10 protein-coding genes are annotated in these 16,638 nt (G+C 56.1%); 8 read left to right on the forward strand and 2 right to left on the reverse strand.

The window, feature by feature from the left end; all coding sequences use genetic code 11:
* Positions 1 to 686 precede the first annotated feature (686 nt).
* The 5 genes from L6R21_12315 to L6R21_12335 all read left to right on the forward strand — a co-directional run bounded on the left by L6R21_12315 (position 687) and on the right by L6R21_12335 (position 10,464).
* Positions 687 to 1,568, forward strand: coding sequence for a hypothetical protein (locus L6R21_12315; protein MCK6559971.1), 882 nt, complete (start codon positions 687 to 689; stop codon positions 1,566 to 1,568).
* A gap of 2 nt (positions 1,569 to 1,570) precedes the next feature.
* Positions 1,571 to 2,923 (forward strand): PEGA domain-containing protein, encoded by a 1,353-nt coding sequence (locus L6R21_12320; protein ID MCK6559972.1) that lies wholly within the window; start codon positions 1,571 to 1,573, stop codon positions 2,921 to 2,923.
* A gap of 44 nt (positions 2,924 to 2,967) precedes the next feature.
* Positions 2,968 to 4,161, forward strand: a complete 1,194-nt coding sequence (locus L6R21_12325; GenBank protein ID MCK6559973.1) for a hypothetical protein — start codon at positions 2,968 to 2,970, stop codon at positions 4,159 to 4,161.
* A gap of 87 nt (positions 4,162 to 4,248) precedes the next feature.
* Entirely contained in the window at positions 4,249 to 9,669 is a 5,421-nt protein-coding gene (locus tag L6R21_12330; protein MCK6559974.1) for a leucine-rich repeat domain-containing protein, read from the forward strand.
* A 216-nt stretch (positions 9,670 to 9,885) separates the two neighbouring features.
* Entirely contained in the window at positions 9,886 to 10,464 is a 579-nt protein-coding gene (locus tag L6R21_12335) for a DJ-1/PfpI family protein (GenBank protein ID MCK6559975.1), read from the forward strand.
* A 418-nt stretch (positions 10,465 to 10,882) separates the two neighbouring features.
* Here L6R21_12335 and pabB read toward each other — a convergent pair whose 3' ends face one another.
* A complete protein-coding gene (gene pabB, locus L6R21_12340) occupies positions 10,883 to 12,784 on the reverse strand; it encodes an aminodeoxychorismate synthase component I (protein MCK6559976.1) in 1,902 nt (633 codons plus the stop codon).
* 9 nt (positions 12,785 to 12,793) lie between these two features.
* On the reverse strand, positions 12,794 to 13,072 hold the full coding sequence (locus L6R21_12345) for a hypothetical protein (GenBank protein MCK6559977.1): 279 nt from the start codon (positions 13,070 to 13,072) through the stop codon (positions 12,794 to 12,796).
* Positions 13,073 to 13,377: 305 nt separating this feature from the next.
* On the opposite strand from L6R21_12345, the gene hisZ reads away from it, so the two are divergent.
* The 3 genes from hisZ (at position 13,378) to hisD (ending at position 16,431) form a co-directional block, all read left to right on the forward strand.
* On the forward strand, positions 13,378 to 14,370 hold the full coding sequence (gene hisZ / locus L6R21_12350; protein ID MCK6559978.1) for an ATP phosphoribosyltransferase regulatory subunit: 993 nt from the start codon (positions 13,378 to 13,380) through the stop codon (positions 14,368 to 14,370).
* Between the two features lie 134 nt (positions 14,371 to 14,504).
* Positions 14,505 to 15,167, forward strand: coding sequence for an ATP phosphoribosyltransferase (hisG, locus tag L6R21_12355; GenBank protein MCK6559979.1), 663 nt, complete (start codon positions 14,505 to 14,507; stop codon positions 15,165 to 15,167).
* Complete coding sequence (gene hisD, locus L6R21_12360) at positions 15,148 to 16,431, forward strand: histidinol dehydrogenase (protein ID MCK6559980.1); 1,284 nt, start codon at positions 15,148 to 15,150, stop codon at positions 16,429 to 16,431. Before hisG ends, hisD begins: the two co-directional genes overlap by 20 nt.
* The last annotated feature ends 207 nt before the right edge of the window (positions 16,432 to 16,638 follow it).

A 16,638-nucleotide genomic window follows, 5' to 3' on the forward strand; every position in this document is an offset into this window, starting at 1 on the left:
ACTTTGCATCTAGGCGCCACCATAGCTGTTGGTTGCATGTCTTTGCGCGAATAAGTCTCACCCTCAAATCTCATTACAATCGCATTTTCTGACTGCCACGCTCCTGAATGGTCGCGGGAGACGTGGTGGCATAATTGTCCAGGGGAGGTTCGTTTCACCGGCATCTTTTAAGCCCGAAAAGAGGCCAATCGCGGCAAGCGAAGTTTGGAAACGAACCGTGTACTTCAACCAGGCACTTAAGGCAAAGGCAAAATTCCTTCCCCCTCTCCAATCGCCAAGTGATTCGTCCACGTGAGTAATCCGGAAGCCGCGCTACGGCCGGTGGACGCGGCTGGCAGAGAAGCAGCATCTCGGCGGGACGCAATCACTCTGGCATCTCAGAACACAGCATCGCCTCACAGCAACGATCGAAGCTGAGATCGGTTGTACCCGGGCTGACCTCGAGAACCGCGCCGGTTGCAGCGCGGGCCGTTGGATTTGCTGTTGCGGTAGATGAAGCTGTCCCCTCCTGCATGAACTGCTTCTGCGATCCTGCACTCTATTGACAATTTGAATTCTCAAGCCAGCCGCCCCGCTGGAAGGATTCGGCGCATACACAATGGTATATCGCGAAATGGGTGTCGTGGCGTGAATTGAAGGATTCAAGGGTGGTTTGTTTCTTGACGAAGAAAGGAAGGGAGTGAACAATGGAACGGGAACAAAGGGTAAACGTCGTCAACACGTCGAAAGCCGCACCAGCCCAGCGTCGCAGCAGATCACACGGAAGAGTTGTTGGCTACTTTCTGCACATTCTGTGGGAGCATCCGGCGTTGATCATCCCCATGTTCTTTGCAATTGCAACGGTAATTGGTTTCTACTATCAAATTACCTTTTATGATCTATTTCGGGTCAACATTGTCAATTTCTCCCGCCCGGAAGATTTCTTTTTTGGCTGGATGCAGCACCGGCCTGCGATCTATGCTGTCTTTGGTTCCACGCTTGCGATGATTGGATTCTTTTGGGGAAGCGAATGGGGAAGACGTTTTGTCTGTCAGGGACTCACTCGAAGCATGATACTCAATAGACTTGGAGTAGCATCCATTGCGTTGGTTATCGTATTGGTCGTAATTCTGTTATTTGATCTGACTTTGCCGAGGGCTGTGACGAGCATACTCAACAAGCAGCTCCTTATTTATGGTACGAACACAACCTGTACAATTATTATTGGTTTTATGCTCCATCCCTTCTTGTCACTTATTCCAATAGAACCAAACAAGCGTGAACATAGCAAGAAAATAAGGCGACGAATTTTATATAGCAGCACACTAATAGTGATGTTCTTCTTCTTCCTCATGTTACGGGGTCAGCTTCAAAGCATTGCTGCTGATCAGATAAATCAGTCGAAGAGCAAAGATATTGACTATTTGGTGTACATCAAGTCGGATCAAGGCATGAACCCCGAACCTCTAACGCTTCGATTTATGGGCTCGACGAGTGCGTATAAGCTATTCTATCGCAAACAAGACAACAGCTTTGTCGCTATTCCCCAGGAGCATATCGCATTGATCATGACAAAATATGGGTACTGACAATGATGAAAGAGCCAACTCGTAAGTCCCCAAAAGCCGGACATAAGGATCCAGCGACACCCAATATCCCTCTAAGAAATAAGGAAAAATCAAGAGAAAGCAACATTTGGATTGCGGTAGCCTTAGTTATTCTTCTTGCCATGACAATATTCAGTTCACAAAACTCAAATTGCAAGCAACCTTCTATAGATATAATGATTGCCACTACACCTGATGGCGTCGATATTTACCGAGACAAGATTTATATTGGCACAACCAACTACAGCCTCCAGCTCAAGATCGGGAGGGAATACAGCTATATTCTTCGGAAAAGAGGATATGACGACTTACCAATTACAATAAAGGCAGAAAGAGATACTTCTTATCACTACACACTCATTCCATCTTTTACAACAATTTATGTGCAATCAACTCCCTCAGGTGCATCCATTTATGGAGGCGCTAACTATTCCAGCTTAATCGGTCACACAACGCATTCTATTCCCAACCGCCAACCTGGTGATACACTCAAATTCAAACTGACAAAGTCCGGTTATTACGACCAAATGATTTCCATCGTTGTGTCACAAGAGAAGAGTAACTTTCACTACAACCTTCAACCTATTTTACCCAGTGCTGCAAGGCCATCCACACCAACTAGTACTTCCAGCCTTGCATCCATCTGTGTTGTCTCCTTTCCTGCAGGCGCATCCGTCTTTCTGAATGGGGATTTGGCCGGAAGGACGCCCTACAACGCGACACATCCGGCTGGAAAATATGAACTCACACTAAAAAAGAATGGCTTTAAGGATTGGTATCAGGATTTTACACTCGGAATGGCTGGGCAAAATATCAATGCAACGCTGCAGTGCCGTACGGGTAGGCTCTCAGTCACCATAGGCCCCGCGGAGTTTACGCTATGGGTTGGCAGCCGCAAGTATGTCAATTCCCTTCCCGACAGTGTCATGTGTGTTGGATCGCACACAATACCTATCCGTGATTCCAGAAATGTCCTGTTGTGGCAGGAAGCTGTAGAGATTAACGAAAACGAAACCACGAAGCTTCACATTAATTTTAAGGACACAGCATATGTATTTGTTTCAGCGCGCTATGGCAACCAGCCAGTTGATGCTTATGTCATCGTCGATGGTGACACGATCAAAAACAAAGAGGAGGCCCTGAAAACCCCGTTACGCGTTCCGGTGAGAGTGGGCTGGCGTGAGTTGAAGCTTTATCACAAAGACTACGAATTTGAAGTCACGCAGTTCAACGCCTCCCAAAAGGGAGTCGAAATCGAAAAAAGCTTGCAGGCAAGACCAGTCAAAAACGACACTCTATCAACCAAGAGCAGTGGCAATAGAGGGTTTCAAAATTGAGATTGCCGACTATGAGATGGCAACTGGCTTTGGGGAGGGGAAGAATGATTCATCATATCGCGCGAAATAGAACCGCTTCATCGCTGGCCATTCAACGAGCCTTTTGGCCATGGCTGACAGCTCTGATGCTGATTCAGTTGTCACCCCTCTCCCCGATGCTTGCTCAGGATTCTTGTGCTACCCTTGTCGATTCAGCCATGATCAAAGCGAGAAATGCAACCAACTCGAGCCATTTCAATCAGGCGGTCGAAATTGCAAAGAGAGTCGAGCAATTGCAATGTTCGCCAAAGTATCTTGCCAAGGCATATGAAGTCATGGCTTACGTCATCTTTTCCAGTGGATACAACAATCCTTCTCATGAACAAAGGGCAAAAGATTACTTGTGCAAAATGCGGAAATTAGGTTTCTTCCAATCTCTGAGTGATGCAGCAAAGAGCCAACTTGGAAAATTAATTGCTGAGATCGAGGGCGATTCAGATTGTGCGCCTGCGATCGTCACACCTCAACCACAACCCATAGTATCCACGAAAGTCAATCTTGGCCTCACCTCCGGCTACCTCCACGCCTGGGACCTGCCGGAAGATCTGCGTCGATCCTGGCCAGGAGGGGAGTGGCTGAACGACCCGCGCCTCGGCGCGGAAATTCGGGTCGGGGAACGGGCTGATCTCGGGCTGACAATGACGGCAGCAACGCTTCCCCTCTCACAAGAGCAGGGTGGCCCCAAGAATCTCGTTCTCTATGGCTCGTCCGTGGAATTGAAATATCACCTGCGCGAGCGGGACGCCGCCGTGCCGGTCTATTGTCTCGCGGCACTGGGCGGAACGTGGTCGAAAACATCGGACTCGTGGGCATTGTCGACAAGCATCGGTGGCAAATTTGCTCCCAGTATCGCCCTCGGCGCGGGCTTGCGCTGGAGATTCCACGACTCATTTCCAATCAGCCTATTTCTCGAAACCCGGATAACAAGATTGCTTGGCTCAGGCCCAAAACTGCAGAGCGAAGAAGTCACTTTCTTTCACGGCTCGCAAGTCGGTTTTCACCTTCCCTTGCTCAACACCAAAGCCAAATCCTCATCTCGAGCAAACACAAAGCCGCGGGAGAGATTTTGGGAGAAAATGGGGAAGATCGCAGTGCCCCTCGGCTTGACGGTGGGAGGTGCAATACTTGCCTGGCGTCAAAACAAACCGCCGGGAAATGGCATCCTCCCCGATCCCCCGCCACCGCCGGACGGCGGTTAGGCTGAAGGCAAAGCCTGAAACCTTGCCAGAATCGGCGAGGTGACGGCTTGGATGAAATACAAAACACCCAAACCCCGGTGAAGTAATATGAAGGCAAAAATAATCCTGGCATTGCTGGCCGGCGCCGTGCTGGCGCTGCGGCTGCCGGCACAGAGCTTCGCGAGCGCGGGGGAGCAAGTTCAGCAAACCCAGGCGGCAGCTCCCGCGCCGTCGCCTGCCCCCATCATTCTGGCCGTCGACAGCATCGTTATCTTCGCCGACAAAAATCTCGAAGAATGTGTTAGGAGCCAGGACGGTATTCCCAAAGTGGGCCCGATTTACGCAAGCGACATGGCGAGGCTCACGAGCTTGAAGTGTGAATCCAAGAATATCACAAGCCTGAAGGGTTTGGAATACGCCGTCAATCTTACGGAGCTCCGGCTGTACAACACCAAGTCCATCCACGATCTTTCGCCGCTGCGCCACCTCATCAAACTCACTTTCCTGGATTTGCGCTCCTGCGGCGCAGACAGCGTGGGGCCACTCAGGCAGTTGACCAACCTGCAGACTTTGCTGCTCGCCGGCAACAAGATCGCAATAATCGATTCCCTGGCGTTACTGACCAACCTGACAAAGCTCGAGCTTTATGACAACCTAATCGACAGCGTCACCGCCCTCCGTGGCATGACAAAACTGACCTATCTGACACTCCACAAGAACCGAATTACTTCACTCGAGGGATTACAGGACAAGTTATCTTTGGCTACTCTGAGCCTTCATGACAACAATCTCACAGAACCACGTGGGGGCAATGTTCTCAATCCCCTGAGGTCACTAACGTCACTCACAGAGCTTTATCTCAACGATAATGCCGGTATCTCCAATCTCAATCCGCTGGATGAACTAACCAATTTGAAAATACTTTGGCTCAACAACACGGCAGTCAGAGTAATCAAGCCGCTGGAGAAATTGACCAAACTGACCGAGCTCTGGCTCAAAGGCTGCAAAATTGATTCACTCATTCATCTGCGCGATTTGGTGGATTTGAAGAAGCTGGACATTGCCAGCACCAATCTTCGTGGCCATGGCGAACTGCTTCAGCTTTATCGCTTGGATAAGCTCAACTTTCTTGGCTTGCGTGGGAACTCCAACATCACCGACGGCAAAGCTGTCTTCCGGCTCGCTCAGAATCTCGACAGTCTCGAATGCGAAGAAATCGACTGGGAGGACTGCTGCGGGATCGACGCATTTTTCACCAATCTAGCGCTGCTCGACTCGGTACAAGAAGCGCTTCAGCGCATGTATCCTGGCGGTTCGTTCGCGTGCATCGACGAAAAGGAGATCACACTCCTGGAATCTCTCCGCCTGAGACGCATCGACAGAGACACGGAGGAAGACACACTCGACGGCCTCGAATTCGCCACCAATCTTACCCATCTCGAGCTGCCGGGCAACGAGATTGTCGACCTCTCACCGCTGGACTCGCTGTACAACTTGAAAGTGTTGATCCTCGACAACAACAGAATCCAAAAGTTGGGACCATTGCACCAGCTCGACGGGCTTGATTCGCTTTCGCTGGCGGGGAATGTCATTGAGAGCATCGCTGCTCTCGGCACACTGACGGACCTGGAGTATCTGCGGTTGCGGCAAAACAGAATAGATTCCGCCATTGCGCTCGGAAAACTCACTCGCTTGCGCACGCTGGATTTGAGCCACAACCGGCTCAAATCCAGCACCGGTCTGGGCAACAAGCCACAGCTCGACAGCCTGCTGCTGGGAAACAATCACCTCGCTGAGTTGACTGATTTGGATAATTTGCCGACTTTGCGTTACCTGACGTTGAACGACGACAGTCTCGGTCACGAGGATCTCCTCCTCCTTTACGATCTGAAGGAGTTGCGCTATTTGAATCTCCGCGGTAACCAGCGCCTGACCAGCGGAAAGGAAATGCAAAAACTGGCTGATGAATTGCCACATCTGAATTGCGACACCATCATCTGGGATCATTGCTGCGGCATCGAGGAGTATTTCGTCTCCTTCCCCTTGCTGGAAGCAGTCAGAGCGACCTTGTCTCGCGCGGGCGACAGCACAGAGCACTGCATCAACAACGATGACATTCAGCGGCTGGACAGCCTCGATGCCAGCGGCCTCGCAATCACCAGCCTAGCCGGGCTGGAGTTTGCCAAAAACCTGGCGCAATTGAATCTCAGGCGGAACGACTTGCGCGACAGTGCGCTGGCGGCGTTGAGCGCCTTGCCCGGACTGCAAACCCTCGACCTGGGATTCAATCACTTGCAACGGCCCGAGGCGCTGCGGCCAATGAAACAGCTCTATCGCCTGAATTTGGAAAGCAATCAAATTGATACCGCTAGCGCGCTTGCGGAGCTAAGGCAATTGCGCACGCTGGATCTGAGCCACAACCAACTTAGATCCAGCACCGGTCTGGGCAACAAGCCACAGCTCGACACCCTGTGGCTGGGCAACAATCAGCTCACCGAGCTGACCGGCCTCGGCAACTTGCCAGCTCTGCGCCTTCTGGCGCTCAACGACAACCTTCTCGATCATGATGATCTCCCCTTTCTCTATCATCTCGACAAACTCGAGACGCTCGTGTTGCGCGGCAATTCCGGCATCAGTGATGGCAAGGCCGTCTTTTGGCTCGCCGACAGTCTCGACAGTCTCGAATGCGAAGGAATCGATTGGGAGGGCTGCTGCGGAGTCACCGCGTTTTTCGAGAATGACGCCCTGCTCGACTCGGTGAAACAGGCGCTGCAGCGCCAATATCCTGGTGGCTCGTTCGAGTGCATTGACGAAAAGGAGATCACACTCCTGGAATCTCTCCGCCTGAGACACATCGACAGAGACACGGAGGAAGACACCCTCGCCGGCCTCGAATTCGCCGTCAACCTCACGCATCTCGAACTGCCCAACAACGAAATTGCCGACCTCGCGCCGCTGGATTCGCTGTACGACTTGAAGGTGTTGATCCTCGACAACAACAGAATCCAACACATTGAGCCCCTGCACCAACTCGAAAACATCGACTCGCTTTCACTGGCGAATAATCAAATCGACGCTTTGACGGCCCTGGCGGGATTGACCGACTTGACCGGACTCGATCTGCGTGGCAACAGACTGGATACGCTTGATATCAGCGGCCTGTATGGTCTGACAAACTTGCGCTGGCTCGACCTGCGGGAAAATGCCGGCATTCAAGGCTGCGCTGGACGCAGCGCAATCGAAATTCTCCTTGACAAAGTGTCCAATCTTTCGCCGGACAGCGTTTGGTGGGACGGCAGGGAGGCGCGATGCAAGTTTCGCCCGCCTGCGATTACTTCCATCGAGATTGACCCGAAGCATGCGTATCTTTGTCAGGATGTCCATCTGGTAGTAACCGTGGTCGACGCTGATGGTGATCCGGTGTATCTGGCCATCGACTGGGGCGATGACCAGCAGGAGACCTTGGGGCCCAAGGCTGCCGGCTCGATTTTTTCACCGGCGCACGCCTACACTGGTGCCGGCACCTTTCGGGTGACGGCCATGGCGCGAGATGAAACTGGAATGGATTCTGAAAAAATCGAATCCACAACCGTCATCGTGCGCGCGCGCCCGGTCGCCGGCGTCGACTACAGCGAGAAAACGGGGTTGCATTTCTCCGACGCGCTGACAATCAGCCTGAAATCAGAGACGCCGGGAGCGGTGATATACTTCAAGCTCGACGGCAGCGATCCAAGCCGGCGTGATTCCGTTTATAGTGGGCCCTTGCGGTTCACTCCCCCCGCCAACGTGCTGATCAAGGCCAGGGCTTATCTTCTGCCGTGCGATTCCAGCGCGGTGACGGAGGCGAGCTATGCGCTTTTTCCGCTGCCGAAAATTTCTCCGCCAGCCGATACCATTGCCGGGGCGGGCGTGCCAATGACGGTTGTCACCACGATTCAAAATGATCATGACTCGCTGCAGCACACGCTGCACTATCGTGTTGGCGGTGATTCCCTCTATCAAAGCCTGTCCATGATCCGGGGAGTGGACGGCGCGATCTCCGACACGATTCCCGGCGGCGCCATTACCAGTCGTGGCCTGGAGTATTTCATCTCTACGGCATACGACAGCCAGTTGGCCACCTATCCTGAAGAGGAGGCGGCGGCCAAGCCGAAAGTCATGCGTGTGCGAACGCTGGCTCTGACGAGCAAATGGAGCACGGTCGATTCCGTTTATCAAATGATCTCGGTGCCGAATCAACTGCAAAAGATGTCGGCCAGGGAGGTTTTCAGGGAATACTTCAAAAAATTCCCGAATTATGACAAAAGGGACTGGCGCCTGCTGCGCTGGGTGGATGATGATACCCCCGGTGATCTCGACTATGCCGAGTATCCGAATGTCGACAGTCTAACGCCGGGCCTGGGATTCTGGCTTATTACGAAAGAGTCGCAACCGGCTATTGCCGTGGGCGAAGCCATCAGCCTTCCCACTGACACGACTTTCGAACTGGCGCTGCGCAAGGGCTGGAATCAAATCGGCACACCGTTCGACTTTGCGATCGACTGGCGAGAGGTCAAGAAGCCGGCAGGCATGGAGGCCGACACGCTTTGGGTCTATCGCTGCGATAATAAGGACGGAGATAAATCCTACTATCCTCTGCTCGATGCCCACATGAAGCCGTGGCAGGCCTACTTCGTAAAAAGCGAAGTTGATGCCGTACTCAAAATTCCGCCGCATGCGGCCACCAGGCCGGCGCAAAAATCAATTGGCCCGCTTGCGGCTGCGCGCGCTCTGCAACCAGGCGAGTGGCTGCTGCGTTTGTCCGCCAGCGCCGGCAATCATGTGGATCCCGACAACTATGCCGGTTGTCTGTCCACCGCGGCCGAGGGCAGGGATGCCCATGATTTCAGCGAGCCGCCCCTGCTGCCCGGTTTCGTTGCGCTTTCCTTCCTCCCTGACGAGCGGCAGCAAGACGCTCAACGCTACGCCGGTGATTTCCGCCCGCCGTCGGTCAACGGCAAGGCTTTCGATTTCGCAGTGAGCAACGCGCGCCGTGATGTGCCCATCATGCTTCGGTTGGAAGAGGCGTGGAATCTGCCGCAAGACTGGCAGGCCATGCTGCACGACGTGAGCACCGAGAGAACCGTCGTTCTGTCAAGCGGGGGCGAGTACATCTTCTATCTGCAAGGATCGCAACCGCACCGTTTCAAACTGGCGGTGGGAGCGGACGACTTTCTGCGGAACCAGGATCCCGGCTTTGCGCCTCTGCCGTCGCGGCCGGAGCTGTCGCAGAATTTTCCCAATCCCTTCAATCCCGCAACCACGGTGCGCTACAGTCTGCCAACCGCGGAATTCGTGCGAGTCAATGTCTATGATGGCACCGGCCGGCTGGTTCGAACGCTGGCGGAAGGCTGGCGCAGCGCCGGCCATTACACCGCAAAATGGGATGGCCGTGACGCTGCGGGCGGCCGGCTGGCCAGCGGCGTTTATTTCATTCGCATGGAAGCGGGCGCGGTGGTGGTGCGGCGCAAGGTGTTGCTGGCCAAGTAGCCATTGGATGACCGGCAGCCTCATCGGTACGAATGACTGCCCGGCAAACAAACGGTTTCAACGCAGTAACAGAAAACCGGGCATCGTGCTTGCCGCGCCGAAGGCCAGCACCCGTATTGACAATTGCGCCTGGAATCCCGCGTTCGCGAATTGGCCAATGACTGGGATTTCGAGGTTACCATGAAGAACATTCAACCATAGAAAGGAGTGTCACCCATGCCAAAGAAAATCCTGCAGCTCGTCGGTGACTTTGCGGAAGACTACGAAGTCATGGTGCCGTTTCAGGCGCTGCAGATGGTCGGGCATACCGTGCACGCGGTCTGCCCCGACAAAAAGGCGGGCGACAAGATTCGCACCGCCATTCATGATTTCGAGGGCGATCAAACCTACAGCGAGAAGCCCGGCCACAACTTCACGCTCAACGCCACCTTTGCCGATCTCAAAGCGGAAGACTACGATGCCCTGCTCATCTCGGGCGGCCGCGCGCCGGAGTACCTCCGCCTCAACAGCCGCGTGCTGGAGATCGTGCGTCACTTCTTCGAGACGAACAAGCCGGTGGCGGCGGTTTGTCACGGCGCGCAGGTGCTCACGGCCGCGGGCGTGGTGAAGGGCCGCAAGGTCTCGGCCTATCCCGCGGTCGGTCCGGAAGTCAAAATCGCCGGCGCCGAATATGCCAACATTCGCATCGATGACGCGGTGAAAGACGGTAACCTGGTGACGGCGCCCGCCTGGCCGGCGCATCCCGCCTGGCTGGCCAAATTTCTCGAAGTGCTGGGCACCCGCATCGAAGCGTGAATCGCGGCGCGCTGCGCCGTGCAGCAGCGTGTGAGCACTAAAGGGCACCTGGCCGCCGGCCGTGTGCCCTGTTGTGTGATCTCGCCTGATGGAACTGCAGCACTGACGTTGCGGCGCTGACGATTCTCCCGTGCTCCGTGACCTTGATTTGGGTGAGTGATTTCTGGTGTCATTCAGCCAGAAGGAATCCGGTGATGCCCTTGGCGCCGTGCTTAAATCATCAAAGGATCCTTGCTGGATGACAACGAGTGTGAATATAGTATTACTCCGGAAAAACTATCACAACCGCGAAGATTTTCACGAACCGCTAATTCACGCGAATGTACGCTAATTTTTTATTCGCGTTGATTAGCGTTAATTCGCGGTTGACAGATTTGGTTGCGGCAAGTTGCCGCGCTGCGCTCTTTCCGGTAACATTTCACTGGCTGCCCAGCTTCGCGGGCAGCACGCCGCGCACCGAGTTGCAGAGCAGAATCTCATCCGCAGCCCGCAGCTCATCGACCGGCAGAACCTTCTCGCTCAGCGGCAGCGTTTGCGTTGCCAGCAGATGCGCGCGGTAGATGCCCGGCAGAACGCCGCACGCCAGCGGCGGCGTGAAATAGCGCTCCCCTTTTTTGATGAGGACATTCGTGCGCGCGCCCTCCGTTACCTCTCCCTTCTCATTCTGAAAGATCACCTCGAAAAAGCCGGCGGCCACAGCCCGCTCCAGTTCACGATCATACAGCTCACGCTGGGTCGTCTTGTGAAACAGAAAACGATCAAGCGAATTCGTCCGGGCGCTGGCCAGTCGCACGGCAACCGGCACAACCGGCGGTGGCAGCGGGGCGTGAGTGAGGGTGATTTCGCCTTCGCGCGCGAGCGTCAAACGGACGCGGCAGGCGATGCCCTCGCGCCGGCAGATTGCAGGCTGCGCTGCCAGGCGGCGCCTGATTTCACCGGCGTCGCATCTGAAATCAAAATACGCCGCCGAATCCTGCAGCCGCTTGAGATGCGCGTCGAGCAGCAGCCAGCCCTCTTGCGGATCCCAGCGCAGCGTTTCGATCAGTTGAAAATCGGTGCCCGGCTCGCTGAGAAAGCGTGACTTCAACAGGCACTCACGGTACTCCGCCTCACTTTCCGAATCCCACACGATGCCGCTGCCGATGCCCATTTCTCCTGCGCCGCTGCGCGTATCCAGACTCACCGTGCGAATCGCGACGTTGAAGACGGCGCGGCGCCGGGGCGAAAAGAATCCGATGCTGCCGGTGTAGATGCCGCGCGGCTCCCGCTCCAGGGCGTGAATGATTTGCATGGTGCTCAGCTTCGGCGCACCGGTGATGGAGCCGCTGGGAAACAGGCAGCGCAGCAACTCGGGCACCGTGACGCCCGGCCGCAATTCTGCACTGATGTTGGAAGTGGCTTGCTGCACGGTTTCATAGCGCTCGATTTCAAAAAAATGCGGCACCGCCACGCTGCCGGTGAGCGCCAGCCGGCCGGCATCATGACGGAGCAAATCGACAATCATCAAGTTCTCGGCGCGGTTCTTTTCGGAATGCTGCAGCCACTGGCGCTGCTCCTCATCCTCGGCGAGTGTGCGGCCGCGGCGGGCCGTGCCTTTCATCGGCTTGAGGGTGAGGCGATCATCTGCAAGACGAAAGAACAGCTCCGGCGAAAAGGAGAGCAGAGCATGATCGCGCAACGCCACCAAAGCGGAATAACTCACGCGCTGGTTGTGGCGCAGGCGGCAATACAGCGCGGCCGGCGCCTGCGGCCAGGTAAACTTGAGTTTGAAAGTGAAATTGACTTGATAGGTGTCGCCGGCCGCGATTCGTTCCTTGATTTGTGTGAGAGCATGTTCGTAGTCATGCTCGGTGAGGTTGGGTTGGATGCCGGAAAGCCGGAATTGGGCGGCACCGGCATCATCCGCAGGCAATTGCTCGAGAATCTGCGGCAGCAGCTCATTCCCCTCAGTGAATTCTCCCTGCGCATGATCATAAATGAGTGGTTGCTCATAAATGCCAAACCACAACAGCGGCAGAGAAACATTCGCCGCCGGCGGCAGTCGTTCCTCGAAGGCATAGCCGGCTTCATAGGTCAGAAAGCCGGCGGCGTAATGGCCTTGCCGCAGCGCGTGCTCGACCTCCGCGAGTTTTGTTTCCACTTGCGCAAGCTCGTGGCAAGAGACTGTTGCCTGCGGGGCAGCGAAGAGAAAGCTGTGCTGATTGTCCGTGTCCCGGCGCGTCGTTTCAAGAAACACGGTGTCATGCCGGCCGGCAAGCCAGTGAATGAATTTCGGACGAAACTCGCCATGCGGCGTCACAAGGCGTGATGAAGTTGTCATTGTGACTTTCTAATGGTGGCATTGTGGCCGGGACATCGTAACGTGGGCTGCCAGCCTGCAAACGAAGGCAAGCTGGAATGGAGAAATACCATACTTCGTCAACTCTGCCACGCTGCAGAGCTTGAGCTTGCCCATGAGGTTGTGGCGAGGGCCGATGGTTTTGAAGTCCTCTGCCAGAGCAATCAACCGCAAAACCTCCAGCTCGCTGGCCTCGAATATTGCGGCAAGCACAGCAATCAGCCCCACTAAAACCGAAAGACAGGGCCACGGATGAACGCGGATGCGCACGGATTTCGTGTTTGGGCTTCATCCGTGTCGATCCGTGGCTAAAGCTCCTCACGCCCCTTCCTGAGTGATCATTTTCCGAATGGCGTAACGCAGGCGTCCAGCCTGCAAACGAAGACACGCTGGCAGCCTGCGCGACAATCTCCTCGCGGCCGTGGTATTTTTTCAGAGAAATACTATATCACATCCGCGGAAAAGTTGCAACGGGAGTTTTGCTTGATATTTCGCTGCCGCCGCGCTATTTTCGCAGGAGTCAATCGGTTTCGCCGGTTTCCGGCCGGCGACTGGCACATATTCGACAAAAAACCATGAAGCCACATCACCTCCACCAACTGCCCGCCGGCCTCAAGGATTATCTCTTCGAAGAGGCGCAGCGCCGGCGCGATGTCGAACACGCGATCACGGCCGCCTTGCGCCAGCAGGGTTATCGCGAAATCATCACACCGACCTTCGAGCATTGGGAAGTCTTTGCCGCCGCCGGCAGGAACGGCTGGCACGACAAGATCTACCGCTTCCTCGACCGCGAAGGCAATCTGGTGGCGCTGCGCTCGGATTTCACCGCGCAGGTGGCGCGCCTGGTGGCGCACAAACACGCCGCACTCACCTTGCCCTTGCGCTTGTTCTATTCCGGCAAAGTATTTCGTTTTGAAGAACTGCATGCCGGCCGCAGCCGCGAATGCTGGCAGGTGGGATTCGAATTGCTGGGTGAAACCGGATTGCAAGGCGACGTTGAAGCGGTCGCACTGGCGGCGCAAGCCCTGCGCGCGCTGCAACTGGGCGCGTTTCAGATCAACCTCGGAACCATCGGCTATTTCAACGGCATTGTGCTGGAAGCGCGGCTCACGCCGGAGCAACTCAATGAAATCAAGCGCCTGCTCAGCCACAAAGATGCTGACACGCTGAACGAGTTTCTGCTGCAGGTTGCGCCACCCTCTGCGGTCCGGCAGGCGCTCACCGGCCTGATGCAATGGCACGGCCGCCGCGACATTCTGGAGCAGGCGCGGGCAGCAGCGCCCAATGCGCAGGCGGGTGCAGCGGTTGATCATTTGACCGAGGTTTATGATCGCCTGGAGGCTCTGGGCTTGTCAGAGCACGTGGTCATCGATCTCAGCGAAGTGCAGGGCATGGGCTACTACAGCGGTATCATGATCAAAGCCTATGTGCCCGGACTCGGCTATGAGGTCGGCTCCGGCGGCCGCTATGATCATCTACTCTCACAGTTCGGCTACGATTGCCCGGCGGTCGGCTTCTCGTTCGACGTCGATCGGCTGGTGGAGGCGATGACAAGACCAGCGGGGTGAGATTCTCATTCAACTCTTACTCTTACTCCTACTCCTACTCCTACTCTTACTCGCATTTCCATTGGCGCAGTGGGAGTTAGAGTAGGAGTAGGAGTAAGATTAAGAGTAAGAGCAAAACCACTTGGCACCCGGCTATGCCAGACAACACAGACATAACTCTCGCCCTCGCCAAAGGCAAGCTCTTCGCGCCGGCGGTGGCACTGCTGCAGCGTGCCGGCCTGGTCGCCAACGCGGAACTGTTTCGCTCGCGGCGCTTGCGTTTTGATTCCGACGCGCACCCGGCTTTTCACTTTCTGCTGGTGAAAAACAGCGATGTGCCGACTTATGTCGAGTATGGCATCGCCGATGCCGGCATTGCCGGGCTGGACGTGCTGCTGGAAAGCAGCGCGGAAGTGGATGCGCCGTTGAATCTCAAGATCGGGCGCTGCCGGATTGCGGTAGCGGGCCGGCCGGAAGACGCAGGCAAGGGCTACATTCTGCAATCGCAATTGCGCGTGGCGACCAAATATCCGCGCCTCACGCGCGAGTATTTTGCCGGCCGTGGTGCGCAGGTGGAGATCATCAAACTCGACGGCTCGGTGGAGCTGGCGGTGCAGGTGGGGCTAGCCGATCGCATCGTCGATCTCGTGGAAACCGGCGAGACGCTGCGGCAAAACGGCCTGCTCATCCACGAAACCATCGGCGAGAGCACGGCGCGCTTGATCGTCAACAAAGCGAGCCACAAGCTCAAACTGGCAGCGATCACCGATCTCATCAATCGTTTGCGAAAGGCGGTGCATGAGAATTCTTCACGCTGAGACGCCACAGGACTGGCAGGAATTGCGCCGGCTCTTCGCGGTCGACTATGCCGCTGAGGATCGGGTGGAGGCCGCAGTGCGTGAGATCATCACGGCGGTGCGGCAGCGCGGCGATGAGGCCGTATGCGAATACACCCGGCGCTTCGACGGCCTCGCTCTGAAGCCGCAGGAGCTGGCGGTGCCGCAACACTCCTGGCTGGCGGCACAGCAGCAGATCAGCGCGGCAGCACTGGCGGCGTTGCAAGCCGCAGCACAGAACATCACGGCGTTTCATCAACATCAGCGCGAAACCGATTGGGAGTTCGAGCGCGAAGGTGTGCGGCTGGGAGAGCGGGTGGTGCCGCTGGCTGCCGCTGGCCTTTATGTGCCGGGCGGCCGCGCGTTATATCCTTCGAGTGTGCTGATGCTGGGGCTTCCCGCGCGCCTGGCGGGCGTGCGCCGTGTGGTGATGGTGACCCCGCCGCGCGCCGGCGGCCTCGATCCGCACGTGTTGGCGGCCGCGGCGCTGGCGGGCGTACACGAGATCTATCAAGCCGGCGGGGCGCAGGCCATCGCAGCGCTGGCATTCGGCACGCAATCCCTTGCGGCGGTGGACAAAATCGTGGGGCCAGGCAACAGCTTTGTGACGGCGGCGAAACGGCAAGTCTTTGGACAAGTCGGCATCGACAGCCTGGCAGGTCCCAGCGAGATTGCAATTCTCGCGGATGACAGCGCCAATCCCGAATGGGTGGCGCGCGACTTGATTTCCCAACTCGAACACGATGTCGAGGCCAAAGCGGTGCTGGTCACCGACGCGAGGACATTGGCGGAACGTGTGAGCAGGCGCGTTGCAGAACTTGCCGGACGCGTGGCGCGCGCGCCGATCGTCGCGGCAGCGGCGCAACGATTCGGCGTGGCATTCGTGGTGCGTTCGCTGGCAGAGGGAATTGCGGCGATCAATGCAATTGCGCCCGAGCATTTGGAAATCATGACGCGCGCACCGCGGGCAGTGGCGGCAGCGATCACCAGCGCCGGCGCCATTTTTCTGGGCTCTCATTCTCCCGTGCCCATGGGTGATTATGTCGCCGGCCCCAATCACACGCTGCCGACGGGCCGTTCGGCGCGTTTTGGCTCCCCGTTGCGCGTCGCGGATTTTTGCAAACACCTCAGCATGATTGAATACAGTGCCGAGGCTTTTCAGCGCGACGGCAGCGCGGTCGAAACGCTGGCGGTGATCGAAGGCCTGCCGAATCATGCCGAGGCCGTGGCCGCGAGAAAAGCATGAGGGCCCGATTGTGCTGAAGCCCGCGCGAGAATCACGGTTGGTTTGGAACGCGCACGGCAGGCGCTGGTCGTGCTTCCCAATGTCCGTACGAAAACGCTCCAACCTCGGCGGAGCCGAGGTTTTCAAGACATTATTGAGTTTTGCATAAGTAATAGGAAATTGACAGTTTTTTGATTATATTAAGAGGCATGAGACCTTATGGAGCTG

The sequence above is a fragment of the bacterium genome (genome assembly GCA_023150945.1).
GTDB lineage: Bacteria > Zhuqueibacterota > Zhuqueibacteria > Zhuqueibacterales > Zhuqueibacteraceae > Coneutiohabitans.

What these genes read in the sequence shown, in the direction of transcription:
- L6R21_12315 (MCK6559971.1), top strand. Translation starts at nt 687, where the DNA reads ATGGAACGGGAACAAAGGGTAAACGTCGTCAACACGTCGAAAGCCGCA.
- L6R21_12320 (MCK6559972.1), top strand. Translation starts at nt 1,571, where the DNA reads ATGATGAAAGAGCCAACTCGTAAGTCCCCAAAAGCCGGACATAAGGAT.
- L6R21_12325 (MCK6559973.1), top strand. Translation starts at nt 2,968, where the DNA reads ATGATTCATCATATCGCGCGAAATAGAACCGCTTCATCGCTGGCCATT.
- L6R21_12330 (MCK6559974.1), top strand. Translation starts at nt 4,249, where the DNA reads ATGAAGGCAAAAATAATCCTGGCATTGCTGGCCGGCGCCGTGCTGGCG.
- L6R21_12335 (MCK6559975.1), top strand. Translation starts at nt 9,886, where the DNA reads ATGCCAAAGAAAATCCTGCAGCTCGTCGGTGACTTTGCGGAAGACTAC.
- pabB (MCK6559976.1), bottom strand. Translation starts at nt 12,784, where the DNA reads ATGACAACTTCATCACGCCTTGTGACGCCGCATGGCGAGTTTCGTCCG.
- hisZ (MCK6559978.1), top strand. Translation starts at nt 13,378, where the DNA reads ATGAAGCCACATCACCTCCACCAACTGCCCGCCGGCCTCAAGGATTAT.
- hisG (MCK6559979.1), top strand. Translation starts at nt 14,505, where the DNA reads ATGCCAGACAACACAGACATAACTCTCGCCCTCGCCAAAGGCAAGCTC.
- hisD (MCK6559980.1), top strand. Translation starts at nt 15,148, where the DNA reads ATGAGAATTCTTCACGCTGAGACGCCACAGGACTGGCAGGAATTGCGC.